At 72.8% G+C, this 22,921-nt stretch carries 22 protein-coding genes and 1 tRNA gene; 13 read left to right on the top strand and 10 right to left on the bottom strand.

What is annotated here, in order from left to right; translation table 11 throughout:
* Nucleotides 1-9: 9 nt before the first annotated feature.
* Complete coding sequence (gene murI, locus HD594_RS12965) at nt 10-831, bottom strand: glutamate racemase (protein ID WP_184751348.1); 822 nt, start codon at nt 829-831, stop codon at nt 10-12.
* Between the two features lie 40 nt (nt 832-871).
* Between murI and HD594_RS12970 the strand changes: the two genes are divergently transcribed.
* Entirely contained in the window at nt 872-2,227 is a 1,356-nt protein-coding gene (locus tag HD594_RS12970; protein ID WP_184751349.1) for a nicotinate phosphoribosyltransferase, read from the top strand.
* Nucleotides 2,228-2,250: 23 nt separating this feature from the next.
* Here the strand turns inward: HD594_RS12970 and HD594_RS12975 are convergent, their stop codons facing one another.
* Genes HD594_RS12975 through HD594_RS12985 form a run of 3 tightly spaced genes read right to left on the bottom strand, consistent with a single transcriptional unit; the run spans nt 2,251 to nt 5,530 of the window.
* A complete protein-coding gene (locus HD594_RS12975; RefSeq protein WP_184751350.1) occupies nt 2,251-2,517 on the bottom strand; it encodes a DUF3039 domain-containing protein in 267 nt (88 codons plus the stop codon).
* Nucleotides 2,518-2,549: 32 nt separating this feature from the next.
* Nucleotides 2,550-4,082, bottom strand: coding sequence for a hypothetical protein (locus tag HD594_RS12980; RefSeq protein WP_221446623.1), 1,533 nt, complete (start codon nt 4,080-4,082; stop codon nt 2,550-2,552).
* Nucleotides 4,083-4,093: 11 nt separating this feature from the next.
* Nucleotides 4,094-5,530: an ABC transporter ATP-binding protein gene (locus HD594_RS12985; RefSeq protein ID WP_338103874.1), complete on the bottom strand. Its 1,437-nt coding sequence runs from the start codon at nt 5,528-5,530 to the stop codon at nt 4,094-4,096.
* A gap of 200 nt (nt 5,531-5,730) precedes the next feature.
* Between HD594_RS12985 and HD594_RS12990 the strand changes: the two genes are divergently transcribed.
* Both HD594_RS12990 and HD594_RS12995 read left to right on the top strand, forming a co-directional pair.
* Nucleotides 5,731-6,423, top strand: coding sequence for a phosphocholine cytidylyltransferase family protein (locus HD594_RS12990; protein WP_184751352.1), 693 nt, complete (start codon nt 5,731-5,733; stop codon nt 6,421-6,423).
* A 51-nt stretch (nt 6,424-6,474) separates the two neighbouring features.
* Nucleotides 6,475-7,443, top strand: coding sequence for a hypothetical protein (locus HD594_RS12995; protein ID WP_184751353.1), 969 nt, complete (start codon nt 6,475-6,477; stop codon nt 7,441-7,443).
* Between the two features lies 1 nt (nt 7,444).
* Here HD594_RS12995 and HD594_RS13000 read toward each other — a convergent pair whose 3' ends face one another.
* Nucleotides 7,445-8,725, bottom strand: a complete 1,281-nt coding sequence (locus HD594_RS13000) for a CDP-glycerol glycerophosphotransferase family protein (protein ID WP_184751354.1) — start codon at nt 8,723-8,725, stop codon at nt 7,445-7,447.
* A gap of 113 nt (nt 8,726-8,838) precedes the next feature.
* On the opposite strand from HD594_RS13000, the gene HD594_RS13005 reads away from it, so the two are divergent.
* Nucleotides 8,839-9,864 (top strand): glycosyltransferase family 2 protein, encoded by a 1,026-nt coding sequence (locus HD594_RS13005; protein ID WP_246414575.1) that lies wholly within the window; start codon nt 8,839-8,841, stop codon nt 9,862-9,864.
* Between the two features lie 11 nt (nt 9,865-9,875).
* Here the strand turns inward: HD594_RS13005 and HD594_RS13010 are convergent, their stop codons facing one another.
* The 3 genes from HD594_RS13010 to HD594_RS13020 are packed head-to-tail and all read right to left on the bottom strand — an operon-like array spanning nt 9,876 to nt 14,255.
* Nucleotides 9,876-11,330 carry a CDP-glycerol glycerophosphotransferase family protein gene (locus HD594_RS13010; RefSeq protein ID WP_184751356.1) on the bottom strand — a complete coding sequence of 485 codons (1,455 nt, stop codon included), beginning with the start codon at nt 11,328-11,330 and terminating at the stop codon, nt 9,876-9,878.
* A complete protein-coding gene (locus tag HD594_RS13015) occupies nt 11,327-12,595 on the bottom strand; it encodes a CDP-glycerol glycerophosphotransferase family protein (RefSeq protein WP_184751357.1) in 1,269 nt (422 codons plus the stop codon). Before HD594_RS13015 ends, HD594_RS13010 begins: the two co-directional genes overlap by 4 nt.
* A 43-nt stretch (nt 12,596-12,638) precedes the next feature.
* A complete protein-coding gene (locus HD594_RS13020) occupies nt 12,639-14,255 on the bottom strand; it encodes a S1C family serine protease (RefSeq protein ID WP_184751358.1) in 1,617 nt (538 codons plus the stop codon).
* A gap of 129 nt (nt 14,256-14,384) precedes the next feature.
* Here HD594_RS13020 and HD594_RS13025 point away from each other — a divergent pair, with 129 nt between their 5' ends.
* Nucleotides 14,385-15,584, top strand: a complete 1,200-nt coding sequence (locus HD594_RS13025) for an aminotransferase class I/II-fold pyridoxal phosphate-dependent enzyme (RefSeq protein ID WP_184751359.1) — start codon at nt 14,385-14,387, stop codon at nt 15,582-15,584.
* A gap of 1 nt (nt 15,585) precedes the next feature.
* On the opposite strand, the gene HD594_RS13030 is transcribed toward HD594_RS13025, so the two are convergent.
* On the bottom strand, nt 15,586-16,398 hold the full coding sequence (locus tag HD594_RS13030; RefSeq protein ID WP_184751360.1) for a carbon-nitrogen hydrolase family protein: 813 nt from the start codon (nt 16,396-16,398) through the stop codon (nt 15,586-15,588).
* Between the two features lie 105 nt (nt 16,399-16,503).
* Here HD594_RS13030 and HD594_RS13035 point away from each other — a divergent pair.
* Nucleotides 16,504-16,577: transfer RNA gene (locus HD594_RS13035), tRNA-Met, on the top strand.
* Nucleotides 16,578-16,676: 99 nt separating this feature from the next.
* On the opposite strand, the gene HD594_RS13040 is transcribed toward HD594_RS13035, so the two are convergent.
* A complete protein-coding gene (locus HD594_RS13040; RefSeq protein WP_184751361.1) occupies nt 16,677-17,156 on the bottom strand; it encodes a MarR family winged helix-turn-helix transcriptional regulator in 480 nt (159 codons plus the stop codon).
* A 79-nt stretch (nt 17,157-17,235) separates the two neighbouring features.
* Between HD594_RS13040 and idi the strand changes: the two genes are divergently transcribed.
* Genes idi through HD594_RS13075 form a run of 7 tightly spaced genes read left to right on the top strand, consistent with a single transcriptional unit; the run spans nt 17,236 to nt 22,846 of the window.
* Nucleotides 17,236-17,787, top strand: coding sequence for an isopentenyl-diphosphate Delta-isomerase (idi, locus tag HD594_RS13045; protein ID WP_184751362.1), 552 nt, complete (start codon nt 17,236-17,238; stop codon nt 17,785-17,787).
* Nucleotides 17,784-18,836, top strand: a complete 1,053-nt coding sequence (locus tag HD594_RS13050) for a polyprenyl synthetase family protein (RefSeq protein WP_184751363.1) — start codon at nt 17,784-17,786, stop codon at nt 18,834-18,836. Before idi ends, HD594_RS13050 begins: the two co-directional genes overlap by 4 nt.
* Nucleotides 18,833-19,720, top strand: a complete 888-nt coding sequence (locus HD594_RS13055) for a phytoene/squalene synthase family protein (protein ID WP_184751364.1) — start codon at nt 18,833-18,835, stop codon at nt 19,718-19,720. Before HD594_RS13050 ends, HD594_RS13055 begins: the two co-directional genes overlap by 4 nt.
* Nucleotides 19,717-21,288 (top strand): phytoene desaturase family protein, encoded by a 1,572-nt coding sequence (gene crtI, locus HD594_RS13060; protein ID WP_184751365.1) that lies wholly within the window; start codon nt 19,717-19,719, stop codon nt 21,286-21,288. Before HD594_RS13055 ends, crtI begins: the two co-directional genes overlap by 4 nt.
* Before the next feature lie 3 nt (nt 21,289-21,291).
* Entirely contained in the window at nt 21,292-21,645 is a 354-nt protein-coding gene (locus HD594_RS17495) for a lycopene cyclase domain-containing protein (protein WP_184751366.1), read from the top strand.
* Nucleotides 21,642-21,959 carry a lycopene cyclase domain-containing protein gene (locus HD594_RS17500; protein ID WP_184751367.1) on the top strand — a complete coding sequence of 106 codons (318 nt, stop codon included), beginning with the start codon at nt 21,642-21,644 and terminating at the stop codon, nt 21,957-21,959. Before HD594_RS17495 ends, HD594_RS17500 begins: the two co-directional genes overlap by 4 nt.
* A gap of 11 nt (nt 21,960-21,970) precedes the next feature.
* Nucleotides 21,971-22,846 carry a prenyltransferase gene (locus HD594_RS13075; protein WP_184752861.1) on the top strand — a complete coding sequence of 292 codons (876 nt, stop codon included), beginning with the start codon at nt 21,971-21,973 and terminating at the stop codon, nt 22,844-22,846.
* Nucleotides 22,847-22,921 lie beyond the last annotated feature (75 nt).

Here is a 22,921-nt window from a genome sequence, read left to right on the forward strand (position 1 = left end):
ATGGATGCCTCAGGGGCGGGGCAGATCGATGGCGCCGGTCTGGACCAGGCGCACCGTCGAGACCTCGCGGCCCATCAGGCGGTGCGCGAGGTCGAGGAACTCGTCGGCCGAGGCGCCCGTGGCCTCGTAGACGTGGGTCGGGACGGCGTCCGGCCCCGCCAGCAGGTCGCGCGAGACGAGCTGGCGGTAGACGTCCTTCGCGGTCTCGGTGTCACTGGAGACGAGGCTGACGTCGGGCCCCATGACGTAGCTGATCGCGCCTTCGAGGAACGGGTAGTGCGTGCAGCCCAGGACGACCGTGTCGACGCCGGCGTGCCGCAGCGGCGCCAGGTAGTCCTCGGCGACGGCGAGCACCTCGGGCGTGCCGGTGACGCCGCGCTCGACGAACTCGACGAACCGCGGGCACGCCTGCGCGAACACCGTCAGGCTCTCATTCACGCCGAGCATGTCCTGGTACGCGCCGGAGCCGATCGTGCCGTCCGTGCCGATCACTCCGACACGCCCGCTGCGGGTCGTCGACATCGCGGTGCGCACAGCCGGCGCGATCACCTCGACGACGGGCACGTCATACCGCTCGCGGGCGTCGCGCAGCACGGCGGCGGATGCCGTGTTGCACGCGATCACGAGCATCTTCACGCCCTCGTCCACGAGATTGTCCAGCACTTCGAGGGCGTACCGGCGGACGTCGGCGATGGGCTTCGGGCCGTAGGGCGACCGGGCGGTGTCGCCGATGTACAGGATGGACTCGCGCGGCAGCATGGCGGAGATCGCGCGCGCCACCGTGAGCCCACCGACGCCCGAGTCGAAGATTCCGATGGGAGCGTCGTTCACGATCGTCCAGCCTACGCCAGCGGCTCAGTAGGCTGACCGCATGACGCTTCGTGAGGCTCAGCCCGGCGGCGCGCCCAGCACCGCGCTGCACACCGACCGCTACGAGCTCACGATGCTCGACGCCGCCCTGCGCGACGGCACCGCGCACCGCCGCTGCGTGTTCGAGCTGTTCGGGCGGCGCCTTCCCGGCGGCCGGCGCTTCGGCGTCGTCGCGGGCACGGGGCGCCTGATGTCGCTGCTGCGCGACTTCCGCTTCGGCGACGACGAGCTGCGGTTCCTGCGCGACGAACGGGTGGTGGATGCCGAGACGCTCCGGTTCCTCGAGGGGTACCGGTTCTCGGGAACGGTCACCGGCTACCGCGAGGGCGAGCTGTACTTCCCCGGCTCGCCCGTGCTGACCGTCGAGGGAACGTTCGCCGAGGCCGTCATCCTCGAGACGCTCGCGCTGAGCGTGCTGAACCACGACTCGGCCGTCGCCACGGCCGCCGCCCGCATGAGCATCGCCGCCGGAGACCGGCCGCTCGCCGAGATGGGCTCGCGCCGCGCCGGCGAGCAGTCGGCGGTGGCGGCCGCGCGCGCCGCCTACATCGCCGGCTTCTCGGCCACGAGCAACCTCGAGGCCGGGCGCACCTGGGGCATCCCCACGATGGGCACCGCAGCCCACGCGTGGACGCTGCTGCACGAGACCGAGGAGGACGCCTTCCGCGCGCAGATCGCGACGCTCGGCACCGGCACGACCCTGCTCATCGACACCTACGACATCGCCGCCGGCGTGGAGACCGCGGTGCGCGTGGGCGGGACCTCGCTCGGCGGCGTGCGCATCGACTCCGGCGACCTCCCCACGGTGGCCGCCGCCGTGCGGGCGCAGCTGGACTCACTGGGCGCGACATCCACACGCATCACCGTCACGAGCGACCTCGACGAACACGCGATCGCCGCACTGGCCGCATCCCCCGTCGACGCCTACGGGGTCGGAACGCAGCTGGTCACCGGATCGGGCACCCCGACGGCGGGGATGGTCTACAAGCTCGTCGCGCGGCAGGACTCCGCCGGCGCCTGGGTCGGCGTCGCCAAGTCATCCGAGGACAAGGGCTCGCGCGGCGGCCGCAAGGCCGCCTTCCGCACGCTCGAGAGCGGCACGGCCACGAGCGAGTTGATCGCGGTGTCGGACGGGTTCGAGCCCGTGGATTCGCCCGCCGCCCATCCGGGCGCGCGTGCCCTCCACGTGCGCCTCGCCGAGCGCGGCGACATCGACCCGGCTGCCGAGGGCCACGCGGGCGTCGAAGCGGCGCGCGCTCATCACCGCCTCGTCCGCGGCGAGCTGCCGGTCCACGCGCTCGGGCTCAGCCGGTCGGAGCCGGCCATCCCGACCGTGTACGTCGAGGCCGCGGGCTGAACGCGCGCCCACGGCATCCGCCCCTACTGCTGGAGCGACTCGTAGATCTCCTTGCACGTGGGGCACACCGGGAATTTCTCGGGGTCGCGCCCCGGAGTCCACTTCTTGCCGCACAGCGCACGCACCGGCTTGCCGGTGATCGCGGATTCGAGGATCTTGTCCTTCTTCACGTAGTGCGAGAAGCGCTCGTGATCTCCGGGCTCGATGGTCTCCTCACGGATGAGCTCTTCGAGTTCGCGGTCGAGGGTGGCCAGGCCCCCCTGATCGGGGTTGTCGAGAGGAGTGCTCATGGTCTGACAGTGTAGCCCGGCACCGCGCGCGCTCAGGTGGACTCGGCGAACTCCATGAGTCGGTCGCCGCGGCGCTCGAACACGATCGATCCGAGGGCGATGCCGATCGCGAAGACGGCGCCGCCGGCGATCACCCCCGCCCACAGGGCCGACATCGCCTGATCGATGTCCTCGGTCAGCGCCAGCCACGTGAACCACAGCGCCGGCGCGCTCACCACGACGGCGGCGGTGAACACCAGCGCCTGGGCGAACACGCCGCTCGGTCCCGTGCGCTGTGGCTGCTGGAACGCGCTCTCGCCGGGGCGCGAGACCGCGTAGGGGGCGATGACCGACGAGATGCTCGAGAAGCCGAGGGCCGAGAAGAACAGCGCCACGCACACACCGGTCAGCGCCGGCAGCATGGCCCACCGACCGTGCTGCGACACCGCGAGGGGGATCGCGAGCGCCAGCAGCGGCACACCGATCAGCAGGATCGGCACCAGCCGGCCGAGCCGGTCGGAGAAGCCGCGGATGCCGCCGGAGACGTGCATCCACAGCGCCGTCGAGTCGTACGCGAGGTCGTTGTGCGGGAGCCACCCGAGAAACAGCGCGGCGAACGGAACCGGGATGAGCACCACGTACTCGAGCGGCATGCCGGCCACCAGCGGCGGCACCATCGTGACGGCGGCCGCCAGCGGGATGATGAGGATGTTCGCGACGTAGCGCCGGTCGCGGAACCAGTACAGCAGGCTCCGCGCCGCGATCGCGCCGCCGGGGGTGCCCGGGGCGACGGCGAACCAGCCGAGCCCCGCCCGCTCGCGATTCGCGGCGGGACGCTCGGTCGTCGTCAGCGCGCGGTGGACGAGCCACAGCCAGATCGCTCCCAGCGCCACGATGCTCGCCAGCGAGATCAGCAGCGAGCGGGTCGCGTTCGCGGAGCCCTCTGCGACGAGGCCGGCGTAGGCCCATGGCGCGCCGAGCGGCGTGAGGGCGAGGGCGTCGACCGCCTCGGCGAGCTGGGTCGGGACCGCGCCGCCCCACTCCAGGGAGGCGAGGAACACCCCGACCGGGACGACCACGACGACCACCGCGAGCACGAACAGGCCCGACAGCTCGCGCGAGCGCCGCTCGTTGAGGAAGGTCGACGCCAGCGACATGCAGACGCGCGCCAGCAGCACGCACGTGAGCAGCCCCAGCACGGTTCCCGTGATCACCGGCATCGCGCCGGCGCCGAAGGCCGACCACACGGTGCCGGCGCTGACGGCGAGGGTCGTCAGCGCGGCGATGGGGATGCTGATGAATCCCGCCACGACCAGCATGAACGCCAGGCTCCGCACGGGCATGCCCAGGAGCACGAACCGGCGCGGGTCGAGGGGATCGGCGGCGCCGACGATGAGCGGCGCGAGCGCGAAGCCGAGCGTCACCGCGGACCCGCCCATCACGATCACCGACATGGCGACCGCCGGTGCGGCGTCGCGCAGCGACAGCAGCGCCCAGCACCCGCCGATCACGGCCATCACCAGCAGCGTCATCCCGATCGTGATGCGCGTGGCATGCGAGGCGCCCCCGCGGAGGGCGCCGATCATCAGGGCGATCCTCAGTCGGAGAATGTATGCAGCCACTCGAGGCCTTCCACGTCGCTGAGGCCCCCGGCGAGTTCGACGAAGCGCTGTTCGAGGGTGAGCTCGCCGCGCACCTCGTCCACCGTGCCCTCGGCGAGCACCTGCCCGGCCACGATGACCGCCACGCGCGAGCACACCCGCTCGACCAGCTCCATGCCGTGGCTGGAGAGGATGACCGTCCCCCCGTGCGAGACGTACGCCGACAGGATCTCGAGGATCACGGCGCTCGAGACGGGGTCGACCGCTTCGAACGGCTCGTCGAGCACCAGCAGTCGCGGTGCGTGGATCATGGCTCCCGCGAGCATGACCTTCTTGAGCATGCCCGCCGAGTAGTCCGACACGACGCGACCGAGCGCATCCGACAGATCGAAGGCGCGAGCGAGGTCGGCCGTGCGCGACTCGATCATCGCGGACTTCAGACCGCGCAGCGCCCCGTAGTAGAAGAGCAGCTGACGTCCGGTCAGGCGGTCGAACGTGCGGAGCCGATCGGGCAGGACGCCCATCAGCCGCTTGGCCGCGCGCGGCCTCTCCACCGCGTCCACCCCGGCGACGCTGATACCACCGGAGTCGGGCCGAAGCAGGCCGGCGATCATGGACAGCGTCGTGGTCTTGCCCGCGCCGTTGGGACCCACCAGACCGTAGAAGGTGCCGGCCGGCACCGTGAGGTCGATGGCTTCGACGGCGCGGACGCCCCCGAAGCTCTTGGTCACGCCACGCAGCTCGAGGACGGATGCGGCGCCCTCGGGCACGCCGGGCGCGAAGCCGTCGGGCAGATCGACCGTCGCGGGCGCCGCCGAGCCGACCGCCGGCGCGCCGACGACCTGCTGGTCCTCCGGCTCCTCGACGGGTGCCTCCTCGGCCTCCGGCTCGTCGACGACGGTGGGCGCAGCCGGGGCCTCGGGCGCAGCCGGGGCCTCCGTCACGTCGACCGCCTCGGCGACATCGTCCGCGACATCGTCGTCGAACACGTCGAAGACGTCGTCCTGGTCCGTCAGCTCGGTCGCCTCGTCCGCCTCGGTCGCCTCGTCGAGCGCGGCATCGACGCTGTCGGCGCTCGCCTCCCCTTCGACGTCGTCCGCGACCGTCCGGGAACCTTCGATCTCGGTATCGATCTCTTCCTCCACCTCGTCGTCGACATCGACCGACGCGCTCTCGGTCCCGGCCCGGGCGGACGTGGGGGCATCCGCCGGTGCGAGCACCATCTCGACCGGGCCCTTCACCGCAGCCGCCGCACGCTCGGACGCCGGAAGCGGCGGACGCGGGGGGACGTCCATGTCCGGCAGCGCCAGATCGGGCGGAAGCGGCGGAGGCGGACCCGGGTGCGCCGGCAGCCGCACCACACGCGGGCGCGACCCACGGCCGTCCGGCTGATCCGGATCGGCCTCGTGGGGCATCGGAAGCGACGCTGTCACCGATCCAAGGTACCAAGCCCTCTCCCGGCCGCGGCACTCCCCCGCCGGGTCCGCGCCGTCATGGGGCGAAATGTCACGAATCGGCATCGGACGTGCCGCACCCTGCGTGCTTACAGGAGCGCTTCAGTATCGTGGTCGGACACAAAGAGGTGGCCAGCAGGTGAATAAGCCGTGAATACGAGACCACAGGAGCGCACCCTTTGACCCTTCACACCGTCATCCTCGCAGCCGGCATGGGCTCGCGACTCGGTCGCAGCCTGCCCAAGCCCCTGACGGTGCTCGGCGATGGCCGCAGCATCATGCAGCAGCAGCATGACAACATCCGCGCCGCCTTCGGCACGGACGCGCGCATCACCACCGTGGTCGGCTACCGCGCCGAGACGATCGTCGAGGCGTTCCCCGACGCCGCCTATGTCCACAACGACCGCTACGACCAGACCAACACGTCCAAGAGCCTGCTGCGCGGGCTGGGGCGCACCGGCCGCGGCGGCGTCCTCTGGATGAACGGCGACGTCGTCTTCGATCCCCGCGTGCTCGGCCGCGCGATCGGCCTCATCGAGCAGGACCGGTCGTTCGTGACGGTGAACACCGCTCGCGTCGGCGACGAAGAGGTCAAGTACACCACCTCCGCGGACGGCTCCATCGCCGAGCTCTCCAAGACCGTCGTCGGCGGCATCGGCGAGGCCGTGGGCATCAACTACATCTCCCGCCGCGACAAGCGGGCCTTCATGCGTCAGCTGGCGCGGGTCGAGGACCAGGACTACTTCGAGCGCGGACTGGAGCTCGCCATCGCCGAGGACGGCGTCTCCATCCAGCCGCTGGACATCTCGGACCTGTACGCCGTCGAGGTCGACTTCGCCGAGGACCTGGAGCGCGCGAACCTCTTCGTGTGAGGTCGTCAAGCCCCCAGGCGGCGCGCAGCGCGTCTGCGTAGGATCGGCGAGATGGCCGAGAAGGTGCACCGCATCCACTCGCTGCCCGGCGACGCGCCGTGGCAGGGAGGTCTTCCGCCTGCCGGCTCGCCCGAGCATCCCGTCGCGATCCGCATGCTCGATCGCGTGCTCGCGATCCAGCGTCCGGCGGTGCTCGCCCATCTGCGGAGCCTGCGTCTGCGGCATCCGGAGTCCACGCCCGATGGCCTGGTGCGGATGCTGGAGCGCCGGTATCTGGCGGCCGTGACCACCGGCGGCGCCGCGGTCGGCGCCACCGCGGTGGTGCCGGGCATCGGCACGGGTGTGACGCTCGCCCTCAGCGGCGTCGAGACCGTCGGCTTCCTCGAGGCCACCACGCTGTTCGCGCAGTCGGTGGCCGAGGTCCACGGCATCCCCGTCGCCGACCCCGACCGCGCCCGCGCGCTCGTGCTCACCCTGATGCTGGGACAGGAGGGCGTCGACCTCGTGTCGCAGCTGGCCCGGCAGGCATCCGGCCAGGGCGAGACGCGCGACCGCTACTGGGGCGAGATGATCACCAAGACCCTTCCCCGGGCCGCCGTCGGCCCGCTCGTGGACCGGCTCAAGTCGGCCTTCATCCGGCAGTTCGCGGCGCGCGGCGGCGCATCCTGGATCGGCAAGGCGCTGCCCTTCGGCATCGGCGCCGCCGTGGGCGGGACGGGCAATCACATCCTGGGGCGGCGCGTGCTCGTCGCCTCGCGGCGCGCCTTCGGACCCGCCACCGCGGTGATCCCGCCGGACATCGAGCCGCGTCCGGGTTCGGTGCGCATCGAGGCCGCCGCCACGCGCGCCGTGCGCTCGGCGGGCGGCGCCATCGCGAGCGCCGTCACGCGCGGAGCAGGGGCCGCCGGGGGCGCCGCACGCCGGCTGACGCGCCGGTCCGGCGCAGACGCCGTGCAAGCGCCCGAATCGCCGGAAGCGCTGGAATCGGCCGACGCCGCGGAGTCATCCGCCTCCGAGTGAGTCACGCGGAGTCGTCGAGCTCCGCCTCGTCCTCGGCGGGCTCCGCCTCGGCGGGGCCGGTCGTCCGCGCATGCCACGCATCCCACTCGGCCATGAGGTGCGCGATGGCGCCGTCGAAGCGCGCGCTCGCCGCGCCCGGCGCGGTGTCGCCGAAGTAGTGGCGCACCCACTGCTCCAGCCGCGCGACGGCGTTCGGGTCCGACAGCACACGGTCGACCTCCTCGTCGATCGCGCCGGCGCGGGACGCGTCGAGCCACTCGCACGCCGACAGGTAGCCGTGCTCGTCGATGGCCGCCGCCGGATCGACCGGTCGCGTGATCAGCAGCGGCCGGTCGGCGGCGAGACGGTCGTAGACCATCGCCGAGATGTCGACGATCGCGACATCGGCCGCCGCGAGCTGCCACCCGAGCTCGGGGCGCGTGTCGTGGACGTGCTGCGCCGACGGGTCGGCGGCGTTCGCCGCCGCCATCGCCGCCGCGATGCGGCGGTTCGCGGCGCCGTACTCGGCGCTGACGACGCCCGAGCGCGGATGCGGCCGGTAGACGACACGGTGCCGCCCGGTGGCCAGCAGCGTCGTCACCAGCGCCTCGCCGTGCGTCACGATCGATCCGTAGTGGGCGCTGGGACGGTCGCCCTCCCACGTCGGCGCATAGAGCACCACGGTCCGGTCATCGGGGGTGTACGGCAGCTCGCCCGAATAGTGGTCGGCCTGCGGCCTGCCGATCTCGATCGTCCGCCGGTCGATGTCGTAGTCCCACAGCACGCGCGACAGGCGCTCGCGGGCCGCATCGCCGGCCACCAGGGCGTAGTCGTACGCCTTGAACTGGTTGGTCGTCATGTACATCTTGTCGGACTCGCCGTGGTTGATGAACACGTGCCAGCGGCGGCCGTACCGGAACATCTGGAAGTTGCGGGTGTTCTGATTCACGTAGAGCACCACGCGGATGTCCTGCCGCGCGATGAACGCCTCGAGGTCGCGCACGGTGGGCACGAACGCCACCGGCAGCGCGGCGTCCGCCAGGAGCGCCTGCGCTCCCGTCACCGCGCGGCTGAGCACCACCACGGGCCACTTCTCCGCGATCGCGGCGAGCGGCTTGTACCACTGCCGCATCTGGTACATGTTGACGGCGCCGTCGGCGAAGTACACCGCGACGCGGTAGTGGACGGGCGGATGCTGCGGCCCCGCCGCGACCCTGCGTCGCACGTCGCCGACCGCTGCGCGCTGCGCCAGAGCCCGGCGCACGAGCGCGACAGCCTTGCGTGCATCCGCCAACAGCCTCACCGCTTCAGCCTAGCGACCGCCCGCTTCATGACATGATCGGACGCGTGCAGAACACCGAACGGCCGCGACGCAGCGCGCCCTCGGTCCCGGCCGGCGCAGGCGTGACGTTCGTCATGCCGGTGCTCAACGAGAAGGGCCACCTGCGACCGGCCGTCGAATCGGTGCTCGCACAGGATCTGACGGTCCCCTTCGAGCTCGTGCTGGCACTCGGCCCGTCCACCGACGGCACGACCGAGATCGCCCACGAGCTCGCGGCCGCCGACGACCGCATCGTGCTGGTCGACAACCCCGACGCCGACATCCCGATGGGCCTGAACCGCGCGATCCGCGCCGGAACGCACCCGACCGTCGTGCGGGTCGACGCGCACTCCGAACTGGAGCCCGCGTACACGCGGCGAGCGCTCGAGACGCTGGAGCGCACGGGCGCCGCGAACGTCGGCGGGCTGATGCGCGCCGAGGGCCGCACGCCGTTCCAGCGCGCGGTGGCCCGCGCGTACAACTCGCCCATCGGGCTCGGGGGCGGGGCATACCACGGCAGCTCCGACGAGGGCGAGGCCGAGTCGGCGTACCTCGGCGTGCTGCGCCGGGCGGTGCTGGAAGAAGTCGGGCTGTTCGACGAGTCGATCCGGCGCGGTGAGGACTGGGAGTTGAATCTGCGCATCCGCCGTGCCGGCTACGCGGTCTGGTTCGACCCCGAGCTCTCGGTGACGTACTGGCCGCGCGACAGCTGGCCGCGCCTGGTGCGGCAGTTCTTCGCGACCGGGCGCTGGCGCGGCGAGCTGGTGAGGCGGTTCGGCCGCGGCAACTCGCTGCGCTTCTTCGCGCCGCCCGTGCTCGTGCTCGACGCGGCGCTGAGCGTCGTCGTGGCGCTGCTGCAGGTCACCGGCGTGCTCACGGGGGTCTGGGCGCTCGCGGCATCCGTCGTGTACGTGCCCCTCGCGGCATACGCCGTGCTGGTGCTGGTCGTCGCAGCCGGCCCGGGCGGGGGCCGTGGCTGGCGGGACCGGGTGTGGACGGCGGCGGTGCTGCCGACGATGCACCTTGCGTGGGGCGCGGGCCTCGTGATCGGCGCCGCCAGCGGCGCGCACGACACCGTCGACACGTCGCGGCTGGGATCGCGTAACACGCCCCTGCCGTGACCGCGGGCGGGTCAGCTCCGCGGGATGAAGCCCTGGTCGAGGATGCGCGCCACGACGCGCTCGGCGGAGTGGCCGTCCTCCCGCGCGTTGAAGCGTGCGCGCCACAGCTCGTAGGCGTGGGCGTGCGAGCCGGCGTCCGCGGCGAGCGCGTCCACGAGCTCCTCCTGCGAACGCACGAGCGGCCCGGGGGCACGCGCGGCCAGATCGAAGTAGAACCCGCGCAGCTCGCCCCGGTAGCGCTCGAGGTCGGGCACGAGGAAGTACATCGGCTTGCCCGTCACCGAGAAGTCGAACATGACCGAGGAGTAGTCGGTGATGAGCGCGTCGGCCGCCAGCAGCAGTCGTGAGGTGTCGGGGTACCCGGTGACGTCGATGACACGCGGTCCGACCGCGTCGCGTCCCGGCAGCAGCGTGCGCGAGTGCCCGCGCACGAGCACGACGGCGTCGGCGTCGACGGCCAGCGAGGCCGGGTCCACGTAGTCCACGATCTCGGTGCGATCGTCGCGCCACGTCGGCGCGTACAGCAGGACGCGCTCGTCGGGGCCGATGCCGAGGGCGCGCCGCACGTCACCGTCGTCGCCGGTGACCAGGACGTCGTTGCGCGGGTACCCCTCGACCCACACCGGCCGGCGGCCGAACGCGTACGCCTTCGACAGGATGCCCGCGGCGTACGGGTTCTGCGCGAGCAGGACGTCCCACCGACGGGATTCGCGCAGGACCGCGACGGCGCGGCGCGGGTCGAAGCCGGGCCGGTGCAGCGCCAGGCGCTTGAGGGGCGTGCCGTGCCAGGTCTGGAGCACGACCTGGCCGCGGCGGCGGACGAAGCGGCGGCGGAGCCAGTCGTTGACCACCAGCAGGCGGGAGACGGCCCGCGCCCGCCACCAGTCGGGGCTGCCCTCGACCACCGGCACGGCGCCGTCGGGAACCTCGACCGACAGGTCGACGACGCTCCAGTAGCGCGTGATCCCCGGGACGCGCGCGGCGAGCTCACGGTCGATGGCGAGCGGGTTGCAGCTGGCGTTGCGCCCGTAGAAGCTCTCGAAGAAGACCGCGTCCTCGAGCGCCCCCGTGCGCAGCGCATAGCGGCGCTCGAGGGCGTCCTGCCCTTCGCCGGAGTCGTACGCCGGGTCGATCGGCGGCCCGATCCGCAGCGCCCCGTCGTGCACCTGGGCGCGCAGGCCGCCGAGCTGGGCGAGCGGCGCATCCGGGAGATCGAGCCCGGTCGCGCCGGAGCCCGAGGAGGTGACGGCGGCGATCTCGTACTCACCCGAGGGCAGCGGCAGCTCCGGTCCGCCCCAGCGGGCGGCGCTCAGCGGCACCGAGGCGCGCCACACGTCGCCGTCGCTCGTCACGTCGGCGACCACGTGCGCGCGGGGACCCCTCGCCTCGAGCGAAGCGGGTGCGGGCCCCGTTCCGGTGATCACCAGGGCGGCGTCGTCTCCGCTCGTGAACCGGGCATCCGTCATGTGTCCCCTCTCCGGCGGTCCGCCCTGACGCGGACCTGGATCGCACGGTACACCCTGCGCGCCGAGCCACCGTCGCGGTAGGCGTGCACGCGGGCGCTGAGCTGCTCGGCGCGCTCGATCCGACGCGTGCGCTCGCCGGGGTCGCCCAGCACGGCGTCGAGTTGAGCGCACGCGCCGGTCCACGTCGCGGCGGCCCCGTCGGCCACGTCCGCGTAGGCGCCGTAGAACCCGCGGGTGCGAGCGTATTCCGCCTCGTCGGGCGCGAGGAACACGGTCGGCACGGGCACGAGCGCGGCATCGAACGCGATCGATGAGTAGTCGGTGACGAGCGCGTCCAGGGCCGGCAGCAGCGGTGTGATGTCGGGCACGGCCTCGCTGCTCAGTTCGCGGACGCGCGTGCCCGGCTGCGGCGGGCGGTAGTCGCCGGCGCCGAGCGGGTGCGAGCGCACGAGCAGCACGGCGTCACGGCGCTCGAGCAGGTCCTCGATCGCCTGCCACTCGTGCGCGCCCGGGACGGCGGGATCCGGTGCCCCGTCGCGCCACGTGGGCGCGTAGAGCACCAGGCGGGCGTCTGGATCGATCGGTCCCGTGGCGACCTCGGCGAGCGAGCGGGCCCGCGCGCGGCGCTCCCCGGGCGATCCCTGCGACAGCACGTCGACGCGCGGCTCGCCGGTGACCGGCACGCGGCCGTCGGCGAGCCCGAACGCGGACTCGAGCCGGCCGCGCACGAGGTGCGACGCGGCCGGGATCACGCTGATGCGGCGCGACGACGCCCGGTAGAGCACGCGGACGAGCCCCGCGGCGCGCTGCTCCCCCAGCACCCGGCGCAGAGCGCGGGGCAGCCGCAGCGTGGCGGGCGAGTCGAGTCCGATGCGCTTGAGCGGGATGCCGTGCCACAGCTGCACCACGAACGCCCCCCACGCGCCGTAGCGGTTCACGTCGCCGAAGCCGTGCGTGACGACCACGACGCGCGCACGCGCGGTGCGCCACCAGCCGCGGGGCGAGGACTTCGCGACGGTGGGGATGCCCAGCGCCGCGGCATCCGCCCGCTCGCGTTCGGACGCGACGAGCCACACCGCCGGAACGCCCTCGTCGGCCGCGATGCGCCACAGGGCCAGCGCACCGTCTGCGACCCCCACCGCGCAGCCGAAGACCCACTGGTCGCGCGAGCGCGGGATCGCCGCGGTCGCCAGGCGCGCGACGGCCTGCAGCGGGAGTGCGGCGAGCTGGCGCGCGTTGCCCGCGCCGAACGAGAAGGACGCCACCCCGCGAGCCTATCGCGGGGTGGCGTCCGGAGCCGCCGGAGCGCTACTGCGTGAGCGAGCCCAGCGTGACGTCGACGGTGAACGACTCGTCGCCGCGCACGTAGGTCACCGTCGCCGCGCTGCCCGCCGCGGCCGCGCGCACCTGCGCCGTCAGGTCGACCGCGTCGGTGATCGGCACGCCGTTGAACCCGGTGATGATGTCGCCGGACTGGATGCCCGCGTTGGCCGCGCCGCCGCCCTCGGTCACCTCGGCGACGTACGCTCCGGTGATGTCGACGCCGTCGACGTAGGCGGCCGACTGCACGCTCGCCCCGAGCAGGCCGTGGCTGGCGGTGCCGTCGGCGATGATGTCGTCGGTGATCCGCTGGACGATGTCGGACGGGATCGAGAAGCCGACACCGATCGAACCCGACTGGCCCGACGAGCTGCCCGCCGACGCGATGGCGACGTTGATGCCGATCAGGTCGCCGGCGGAGTCGACGAGTGCGCCGCCGGAGTTGCCGGGGTTGATGGCGGCGTCGGTCTGGATGACGGCGATCTTGATGGTCTCGCTCGTGCCGGTGCCGCCGGTGCCCTGGCCGAAGTCGAAGAAGAACGGCGTCTCGCTGTCGTCGCCGGTGTCGCCCGAGTCGGAGCCGTCGCTGGAGTCGGGCGCCGCCGACGACTGGATCTCAATGGACCGGTTCAGCGCGCTCACGATGCCGGTGGTGACGGTGTTCGAGAGCCCGAGCGGCGCACCCACGGCGACGGTCTCGTCGCCGACGTTGAGCGATGACGAGTCGCCGAACTCGATCGGGGTCAGATCCGTCGCGTCGGTCAGCTTGATGACGGCCAGGTCGTAGGTCGGATCGGTGCCGACCACGGTCGCGTCGTACACGCGGCCGTCGCTGGTGGTGACCGTGATGGCGGCGCTGCCGGTGGCGCCGTCGAGCGTCACGACGTGCGTGTTCGTGACGACGTACCCGTCGCTGGAGAGCACGACGCCCGAGCCGGTGCCGCTGCTGCTGTCGCTGCTGGCGTAGATCGTGACGACGCTCGGCACGACCTTCGCGGCGATGGCGGCGGTCTGGTTGACCGAGTCGGTGTCGTTGACCGTCACCGTCACGGGGCCGGATGCCGGGGCCGAGGCGGTCGTCGAGAACAGGTTCACGCCGGCGTAGGCGCCGCCGAGGCCCGCGGCCCCGCCGACGAGGGCGGCTGCCACGATGAGGGCGGCGACCTTGCCGGCGCCGGACTTCTGCTTCGGCTCGGGCTCTGCGGCCGTGAGCGTGGCGCCCTCGAGCGGCGTCGTCGCGTGCGTGTCGGCGGAGGACGTCGGCTGACCGAAGGCGCCGGTGTAGGCCTGCCCGGCGTAGCCGGGTGCCGGAGCGGGCTGCGCGGCGGTGTGCCCGGTGGGGGCTGCGTAGCCCTGCGGGTGCGCGTACGCGGCGCCCGGCGCGTAGCCGGCCGGCGGGGCGGGCGCGGCGGGCGCTGCCGGAGGGGCGGATGCCGCGGGCGCGGTCCATCCGCCCTGGGGCGCAGGCGGCATGGGAGGCACGGGCGGCACGTCGGGGGTCCGGGCGGGTCCGGCGCCGCCCGCGTCCGACGGCGCGGCCTCGTGGGCCGCCGCGGGCGTCTGGGGGTGCTGTTCTTCGGGGCGCTCGCCCTGGTTGTCGCTCATGGGATGCTCCTTCTGCCAACCGGTGTCCACTGTGGCTCCGGTTTCTGTGCGTTGCCTATGGCTCGCATTGGACTCGCATGAGCGATTCCCTCACGATCGCGCACGCCGCGGGCGAGTAACCTCGACCCGATGCGACACATTCCCGGTGCGTGGCGCCGCGCCGCCGCCGGCGCCGGACTCGTCGGCGCGGACGGCACGATCCACCCCACCATCTTCGCCGAGATGTCGGCCCTCGCGGCCGCAACCGGTGCGATCAATCTCGGACAGGGCTTCCCCGACGAGGACGGCCCCGCCGTCGTCCTCGAGGCCGCTCGCGAGGCGATCGCGTCCGGCGCCAACCAGTACCCGCCCGGTCGCGGCATCCTGGAACTGCGCGAGGCGATCGCCGAGCATCAGCGACGCTTCTACGGCATCGCGCTGGATCCCGAGCGCGAAGTCCTCGTCACGGCGGGCGCGACCGAGGCTCTCGCCGCGGCGATCCTCGCACTGGTCGACGGCCCCGACGACGAGATCGTGGTGTTCGAGCCGTACTACGACGCCTACGCCGCGCTGGCGGGACTGGCGGGGGCCCGCCTGGTGACGGTGCCGCTGCGGTGGCCCGACTTCCAGCCCGACCCGGGCGAGCTCGCGGCGGCGGTCACCGACCGCACCCGCATCATCCTCCTGAACGATCCCCACAACCCCACCGGCACGGTGTTCGGCGACGCGGTGCGCGCCGAGATCGTCCGCCTCGCCGAACGCCACGACGCCGTCATCGTCACCGACGAGGTGTACGAGCACCTCGTGTTCGACGGTCCGCACACGCCGATCGCGACGGTCCCCGGCGCCGCCGAGCGGACCCTCTCGATCTCGTCCGGCGGGAAGACGTTCTCGACCACCGGCTGGAAGATCGGGTGGATCTCGGGCCCCGCCGACCTCGTCGACGCGGTGCTGGCGGTCAAGCAGTTCCTCACCTACGTCAACGGAAGCCCGTTCCAGCCGGCGATCGCCGCGGGACTGCGGCTGCCCGACGAGGTGTTCGCGGACGCCGCCGGCACGCTCCGGCGCAAGCGCGACGTGCTCGGCGCGGGACTGCGCGCGGCGGGCTTCGACGTCGCGACGCCTGCCGGGTCGTACTTCACGGTGGCGGATGCCGCCGCTCTCGGCGCCCGGGACGCGCACGCGTTCTGCCGCGCGCTGCCCGGACGCACCGGCGTCGTCGCGGTGCCGATGACGGCGTTCACGACGCCCGAGCGCCGTGCCGAGTACGCGTCGCTGGTCCGCTTCGCCGCCTGCAAGCGGTTCGACGTCCTCGAGGAGGCGGCGGCGCGCCTGGCCGCGCTGTCGTGACTCAGCCGATCGGCTCGACGCGGAAGCGTCGCAGCGCGAGCGCGGGGTTCACCCGGCGCACGCGCGCGACGGCGCCGAGGTCGAGATGGGCCACGGCCACGTCGGTCGCGGTGCCGACGGCCGCGATCTCGACGCCCTGCGGGTCGACGACCATCGAGTTGCCGACGCCGAGCGGCGGCGGGTGATCGGCCGCAGCGACGAACAGCGTGTTCTCGATGGCACGGGCGTGCAGCAGCGTCCGCCAGTGGTGCTCCTTGAGGGCGCCGCGCACCCATTCGGCCGGGACGAGTATCACGTCGGCCCCGGCATCGGCGAGGGTCCGGGCCACCTCGGGGAAGCGCAGGTCGTAGCAGGTCATCAGCCCGAACCGCAGGCCGCCCGCCTCGAACACCTGAGGCGCGTCGATGTCACCGGGCTCGACCCAGTCGGACTCGCGCTGGCCGAACGCGTCGTACAGGTGCATCTTGCGGTAGCGCGCGAGCACGCCGTCGGCGCCGACGGCGACGACCGTGTTGCGCACACGCTCGCCGTCGGACCCGCGCTCGACCATGCCCGCGGCGATGACGACGTCGTGGGATGCCGCGAGCTCGCGCAGGTGCGCCGTGAAGGGCCCGTCGATCTCCTGCGCATGCTCGACGAGCGAGCGGTCGAACGGGTCGACGAAGTAGCTGGAGTACTCGGGCAGCACGACCACGCGTGCGCCCCGATCGGCCGCCGTCGCCACGAGGTGACCGATCGCGTGGAGGTTCGCCGCGGGGTCGGCCGCCGGCGAGAACTGGGCGATCGCGAGGGCGAGGGACGCGGACGTCGTCATGCCCCTCATCCTGGCCGCGGGCTCCCCTGCGAGCAAGCGAGCGTCACCCGGTCGCGGCCCCGATTGGACGACCCTCCGAACCCGTGCTAGGCTTTTCTCTTGTGCCGCGGGGTGGAGCAGTTCGGTAGCTCGCTGGGCTCATAACCCAGAGGTCGCAGGTTCAAATCCTGTCCCCGCAACGGAAATACAGTGAAGAAGGCGTCCCGGATGGGGCGCCTTCTTCGCGTCTGCACCGGGTTCTCGCTGTGTCCCGGCCGCGATCCGCCGGTGCCGTCGGACTACTCGCCGTGCGCGGCGATGACCTCGCCCATCTCGCCGAGGAAGCGCACGATGAGGGCGAGCTCGGCTTCGTCGTAGCGATCGGCGACCGCGCGCATCGCCGCCATCCGCTCGCCGAAGTGGCGATAGAAGGTCTTGCGGGACTCGGGGGTGAGCCGGATGACGCGGGCACGCCGGTCGGTCGGATGCGGCATCCGCTCGACATGCCCCGAATCGGTGAGCCGGTCCAGCAGCTTCGTCGTCGACGCGGTCGAGATGCGCAGGTGCCGCGCGACGTCGTGGGGGCTGACGATCTCTCCGCGCTGCTCGCGCATGATCAGCATCCGCAGCGCGGCGAGGTCGGACGCGTTCATGTCCATGTCGTCCTTCATGCCGCCGTTCATGCGATCGAGCGCGTCGCTGAACGCGCGCACGGCGAGCAGCAGGTCCATCACCGCGTGCTCGTGCGCGGTGGCCGGCTGCCACGGGCCTTGACTCATGGACACCACCCCCCTTCCCTTGTAGCATCAACCCCACGATGATTGCTAGCTTAGCTAGCGAATACCCAGGGAGGGGCTCATGAACGACACCGACCATGTCGTCCTGCTCGACGAGGACGGCCGAGCCATCGGCACGGCGCCCAAGAGCAGCGTGCACGGCACCGACACGGCGCTGCACCTGGCGTTCTCGTGCCATGTCGTCAACGACGCCGGCCAGGTGCTCGTGACGCGCCGCGCGCTGGACAAGAAGACGTGGCCCGGGGTCTGGAGCAACTCGTTCTGCGGCCATCCGCGTCCCGCCGAGCCGGTCATCGCGGCCGTCCGCCGACGCGCCGAGTTCGAGCTCGGGCTGACGCTGACCGACATCGAGCTGGCGCTCCCCCTGTTCCGCTACCGCGCGGTCGACGCCACCGGCATCGTCGAGCACGAGGTGTGCCCCGTCTACACGGCGCGCACCGACCAGGAGCCCACGCTGAACCCGCTCGAGGTCGTCGACGCGAAGTGGGTCGACCCGGCCGACCTCGCGGCGTCCCTCACGACGACGCCGTGGGCCTTCAGCCCGTGGCTCGTGCTGCAGGCCGAGCAGCTGCGCCTGTTCGAACCCGCCGCCGCGCAGCGACGCGCCTCATGACGCTCCGATCAGACCGACCCGAACTCGACCTCGCGATCGAGACGGCCCTCCAGCGCATCCGCACCCGCGCGCTCCCGCTGGGGGACTCCGTCGTCGCCCTCAGCGAAGCGCTCGGCCGCGCCGCGCGCGGCGGCAAGCGCTTCCGCCCCGCGCTCGTGTGCGACGCCTTCCAGGCGTTCGGCGGCGACACGGACGAGGTGCCGGGGCTGCACCAGATCGCCGCCGCGTTCGAGCTGCTCCACGCGGCCTTCGTCGTGCACGACGACGTGATCGACCACGACACGGTGCGCCGCGGCGTGCCGAACGTCGCGGGCGAGTTCCGTGTTCGGGCGCGCACGAACGGCGCCGACGCCGACGGCACGCACCTGCTCGGGGAGACGGCGGCGATCCTCGCCGGCGATCTGCTGCTGCACGAGGCGCTGCGGCTCGCCGCCACCGCCGACGTGCCCCCCGACGCACGCGTGCGCATCCTCGATCTGCTCGACGACGCCGTGCTGGTCTCGGCCGCCGGCGAGCTCTCCGATGTCGAGCACAGCGTGCTCCCGGCCGACGCGGACGCCGACGAGCTGCTCGCGACGGCCTTCCACAAGACCGCCGTCTACTCGTTCCGCGCTCCGCTGCTGGCCGGCGCCGTGCTCGCCGGCGCATCGGACCGGGCGCTCGTCCGGCTCGAGCAGGACGCCGACCGCCTGGGGCTGGCGTTCCAGCTCGTCGACGACCTGATCGGCGCGTTCGGCTCCGCGGAGCAGGCGGGGCGCGAGTCCGGCGGCGATCTGCGCGAGTCCAAGCTCACCGCTCTCGTCGCCCTCGCCCGGCAGAGCGCCGCGTGGCCGCAGGTCGATTCCGCGCTTCAGGTGGCCCGCACCGGCCCGATCGCCGTCCGCGCAGCCCAGCGCGCCCTCGAGGCGAGCGGCGCGGGCACGCGCCTGCGCGAGCTCATCGACGATACGCTCGACCAGGTGCGCACCGACGACGACGAGGCGCTTCCGCGCCCGGCCCGGCGGATGCTGCACGCCCTCGCCGACCGCATCCAGGAGCGTATGCCGTGAACGGACCCGTCCACCGAGACGGAGAGGCGACCGGCCTCGCCCTCTACGACGCGACCGCACAGGATGCCGCCGACCGCGTCATCGCCCGGTACTCCACGTCGTTCAATCTCGCGTGCCGCCTGCTCGGACCGCGGCCGCGACCGCACGTGCGCGCCGTCTACGCGCTCGTGCGCGTCGCCGACGAGATCGTCGACGGCCCGGGCGCTGCGGCGGGACTGCCACCGGACGCGCTGCACACCGTGCTCGACGACCTCGAGACCGAGACGCTCGCCGCGATCGAGCGCGGCTTCAGCGCGAACCTCATCGTGCACGCGTTCGCCCGCACGGCGCGCGAGTGCGGCATCGGCGAGGACCTCGTGCGCCCCTTCTTCGCGTCGATGCGGACCGACCTGTCGACGGCGCGGCACGATGACGCATCGCACGACGCGTACGTGTACGGCTCGGCCGAGGTGGTGGGCCTGATGTGCCTGCAGGTGTTCGTCGGGGCGGGATCCACGGTGCCGCCGCAGCCGGCCCCCGACGTCGTCGAGGGCGCGCGGCGCCTGGGCGCGGCGTTCCAGGACGTGAACTTCCTGCGCGACCTCGACCACGACGCCTCCGACCTCGGCCGCGACTACCTGGGTGTCACGGACGGTCGCACGACGCGCACGGAGGTGCTCGATCGCATCGACGCCGATCTGGCCGCCGCAGCCGCGGTCGTGCCGAAGCTGCCGGCGGACTGCCGCCGTGCGGTGACGGCGGCCCACGATCTGTTCGCCGCGCTGTCGGCGCGCCTGCGCCGCGGCGGCGACGACGGCGTGCGCGTGCGCGTGCCCGATCCCGTCAAGGCGGGTCTGGCCGCGCGAGCCGCGCTCGGCTTCTCACCGCGGGAGGTGCGATCATGAGCGTCTCCGCGCAGCAGCCCGGCACCGCCGTCGTCGTCGGCGGCGGGATCGCCGGCCTCGCCACGGCGGCCCTGCTGGCCGAGGAGGGATGGACCGTCACGGTCTGCGAGGCCCGTGACGACGTCGGGGGCCGGGCAGGCTCCTGGGAGCAGGACGGCTTCCGCTTCGACACCGGCCCCAGCTGGTACCTCATGCCCGAGGTCTTCGACCACTTCTTCCGCCTGCTGGGCACGACCTCCGCGGACGAGCTCGACCTCGTGCCGCTGGACCCGGCGTACCGCGTCTACACCGAGCCCGGGGCCGATCCCGCGCCGCCCGTCGACGTCCGCTCGGGGCGCGAGGAGTCCACGGCGCTGTTCGAGAGCATCGAGCCCGGAGCGGGCAAGCGGCTCGCCGCGTACCTCGACTCGGCGGCCGACGCGTACGACCTGGCCGTCACGCGGTTCCTGTACGACACCTACGAGACGACGGCGGGCCTGCGGGACCCCGCTCTGCTGCGGCGCGTTCCCCAGCTGGCGCCGCTGCTGACCCGCACGCTCGCCTCCCACGTCGACAAGCGGTTCACCGACCAGCGGCTGCGTCAGATCCTCGGCTACCCGGCGGTGTTCCTGGGCGGCTCGCCCTACGGCGTGCCGAGCCTGTACCACCTCATGAGCCACCTCGACCTCGACGAGGGCGTGCTGTACCCGCGCGGCGGGTTCACCGAGGTGATCCGCGCGATCGAACGCCTCGCCCGCGCGCGGGGAGTGACGATCCGGACCGAGGCGCCGGTCGCGGAGATCCTGACGACGGATGCCGTCGCCACCGGCATCCGGCTGGCCGGCGGCGAGACCATCGACGCCGATCTGGTCGTCTCCACGGCCGACCTGCACCACACCGAGACGGTGCTGCTGCCCGAGCACCTGCGCACCTACCCCGAGAAGTGGTGGGCCTCGCGCACGCCGTCGCCGGGCGCGCTCCTGCTGCTGCTCGGCGTGGAAGGCGAGCTCCCGCAGCTCGCCCACCACACGCTGCTGTTCACCGAGGACTGGCGCGCGAACTTCGAGGACATCTTCGGCGCGTCCCCCCGCATCCCCACTCCCGCGTCGCTGTACGTCTGCCGCCCCAGCGCCACCGACGACACGGTGGCCCCGGACGGGAACGAGAACCTGTTCGTGCTCGTGCCCGTACCCGCCGAACCCGCGCTCGGGCACGGCGGCACGGACGGCGACGGCGACGCCGCCATCGAGGCCGCGGCCGACCGCGTCATCGACCAGATCGCCGCGTGGTGCGACATCCCCGATCTGAAGGACCGGATCGTCGTGCGCCGCACGATCGCGCCGGGCGACTTCGCGACGGATCTGAACGCCTGGCGGGGCAACGCGCTCGGGCTCGCCCACACGCTCGGGCAGAGCGCGATGTTCCGGCCCCGCAACGCGTCGCGCAAGGTCGATCGGCTCGCCTACGCCGGCACGTCGGCCCTGCCCGGCATCGGCCTGCCCATGTGCCTGATCTCGGCCGAGCTCGTCGTCAAGCGCCTGCGCGGCGACCGGTCCCCCGGTCCGATCGCCGAGCCCGCGAAGGTCTGACGCGTGCCGGGGCTCTATCTCGCGGCGATCCTGATCTCGGCGGCGGGCGTCGCGGCCCTCGACGCGCGCTGGCGCCTGGCGGCGTTCGCCGCGCCCGTGCGGACGCTCATCGCGGTGGCCGTGGGGACGGCGTTCTTCCTCGCGTGGGACCTCGTCGGGATTGCGACGGGGGTCTTCGTGAAGGGCGACAGCCCCCTGTACGTCGGCGTCGACCTCGCGCCCGAACTGCCGCTCGAGGAGCCCGTGTTCCTCGCCTTCCTGTGCTACCTCGCCCTCGTCGCGTACGGCGGCGCCCAGCGCCTGCGGCGCCCCGTCGCCGCAGGCGGCGGCACCGGCGCCGAGAAGGGCACGACGTGACATACGCGCTCATCGTCCTCCCGTTCGCCGCCGTGACGATCGCCGTCACGCTGGCGACGGTGCGCCGCCCCGCATTCGGGCGGCGCATGGCCGCATCCGCCCTCGCCGCCGTCGTCCTCATCGCGCTCACGGCGCTGTTCGACAACGTGATGATCGCGGCGGGGCTGTTCAGCTACCCCGCCGAGCACCTGAGCGGCCTGCGGATCGGCCTCGCACCGCTGGAGGACTTCTCGTACGCGGTGTGCGCCGCCTTCCTCGTGCCGGCCGTCTTCACCCTGCTGCCCGCTCCCGACCGCTCCGAGGAGACCCCGTGACGCCCGACGCCCTGACCCCCGCCCGCGTGACGCGCGAGCTGGTGGTCTCCTCGCGCCCCGTCAGCTGGATCAACACCGCGTACCCCTTCGCGGCGGCCTACCTGCTGACCACGCGGGAGATCGACGCGACCCTGGTGATCGGCACGCTGTTCTTCCTCGTGCCGTACAACCTCGCGATGTACGGCATCAACGACGTCTTCGACTACGAGTCCGATCTGCGCAACCCCCGCAAGGGCGGCGCGCACGGCGCCGTGCTCGATCGCCGCATGCACCGCATCACGCTGTGGGCGGCGGCGCTCGCATGCGCGCCGTTCGTGGTCTACCTGGCGATCGTGGGCGGCCCGGTGTCGTGGGCGGTGCTGGCGGCGAGCCTGTTCTTCGTCGTGTTCTACAGCGCACCGCCGCTGCGGCTCAAGGAGGTGCCGTTCGCCGATTCGGTGACCAGCAGCATCCACTTCTTCTCGCCGGCGGTGTACGGGCTCGTGCTCGCGGGCGCCGACTGGACGTGGCAGCTCGCCGTGGTGATCCTCGCCTTCGCGCTGTGGGGCGTCGCCTCCCACGCCTTCGGGGCCGTGCAGGACGTCGTCGCCGACCGCGAGGCCGGCATCGCCTCGATCGCGACCGCACGGGGAGCGCGCTGGACGGTGTGGTTCGCCCTGACCTGCTACGCCGCCGCCGGTGTCACGATGCTCGCCACAGCTTGGCCGGGACCTCTGGCGGCCGTCGTCGCCGTGCCGTACCTCATCGCGGTCTGGCCGTACCGGGCCATCACCGACGAGACCGCGCACGAGGCCACACGCGGGTGGCGCCGGTTCCTGTGGATCAACCAGCTCGCCGGCTTCCTCGTGACGCTGCTGCTGATCTGGTACGCGATCATCACGGCCTGATCGAGACCGCCGGATGGGGATGCGGAACGCCCCCGGCCCGAGGGCCGGGGGCGTTCATCGCGCGGGACGGGCCGA

Origin of the sequence: Microbacterium thalassium (assembly GCF_014208045.1) — a bacterium.
Classification (GTDB): domain Bacteria; phylum Actinomycetota; class Actinomycetes; order Actinomycetales; family Microbacteriaceae; genus Microbacterium; species Microbacterium thalassium.

Bases quoted from the DNA above. Each gene is read 5' to 3' on its own strand.
- HD594_RS12995 (WP_184751353.1), top strand. From the start codon at position 6,475: ATGGCCGAGAAGGTGCACCGCATCCACTCGCTGCCCGGCGACGCGCCG.
- crtI (WP_184751365.1), top strand. From the start codon at position 19,717: ATGAGCGTCTCCGCGCAGCAGCCCGGCACCGCCGTCGTCGTCGGCGGC.
- HD594_RS13010 (WP_184751356.1), bottom strand. From the start codon at position 11,330: ATGACGGATGCCCGGTTCACGAGCGGAGACGACGCCGCCCTGGTGATC.
- HD594_RS13040 (WP_184751361.1), bottom strand. From the start codon at position 17,156: ATGAGTCAAGGCCCGTGGCAGCCGGCCACCGCGCACGAGCACGCGGTG.
- HD594_RS13025 (WP_184751359.1), top strand. From the start codon at position 14,385: ATGCGACACATTCCCGGTGCGTGGCGCCGCGCCGCCGCCGGCGCCGGA.
- HD594_RS13005 (WP_246414575.1), top strand. From the start codon at position 8,839: ATGCCGGTGCTCAACGAGAAGGGCCACCTGCGACCGGCCGTCGAATCG.
- HD594_RS13030 (WP_184751360.1), bottom strand. From the start codon at position 16,398: ATGACGACGTCCGCGTCCCTCGCCCTCGCGATCGCCCAGTTCTCGCCG.
- HD594_RS12975 (WP_184751350.1), bottom strand. From the start codon at position 2,517: ATGAGCACTCCTCTCGACAACCCCGATCAGGGGGGCCTGGCCACCCTC.
- idi (WP_184751362.1), top strand. From the start codon at position 17,236: ATGAACGACACCGACCATGTCGTCCTGCTCGACGAGGACGGCCGAGCC.
- HD594_RS12980 (WP_221446623.1), bottom strand. From the start codon at position 4,082: ATGATCGGCGCCCTCCGCGGGGGCGCCTCGCATGCCACGCGCATCACG.
- HD594_RS12970 (WP_184751349.1), top strand. From the start codon at position 872: ATGACGCTTCGTGAGGCTCAGCCCGGCGGCGCGCCCAGCACCGCGCTG.
- HD594_RS13020 (WP_184751358.1), bottom strand. From the start codon at position 14,255: ATGAGCGACAACCAGGGCGAGCGCCCCGAAGAACAGCACCCCCAGACG.
- HD594_RS13050 (WP_184751363.1), top strand. From the start codon at position 17,784: ATGACGCTCCGATCAGACCGACCCGAACTCGACCTCGCGATCGAGACG.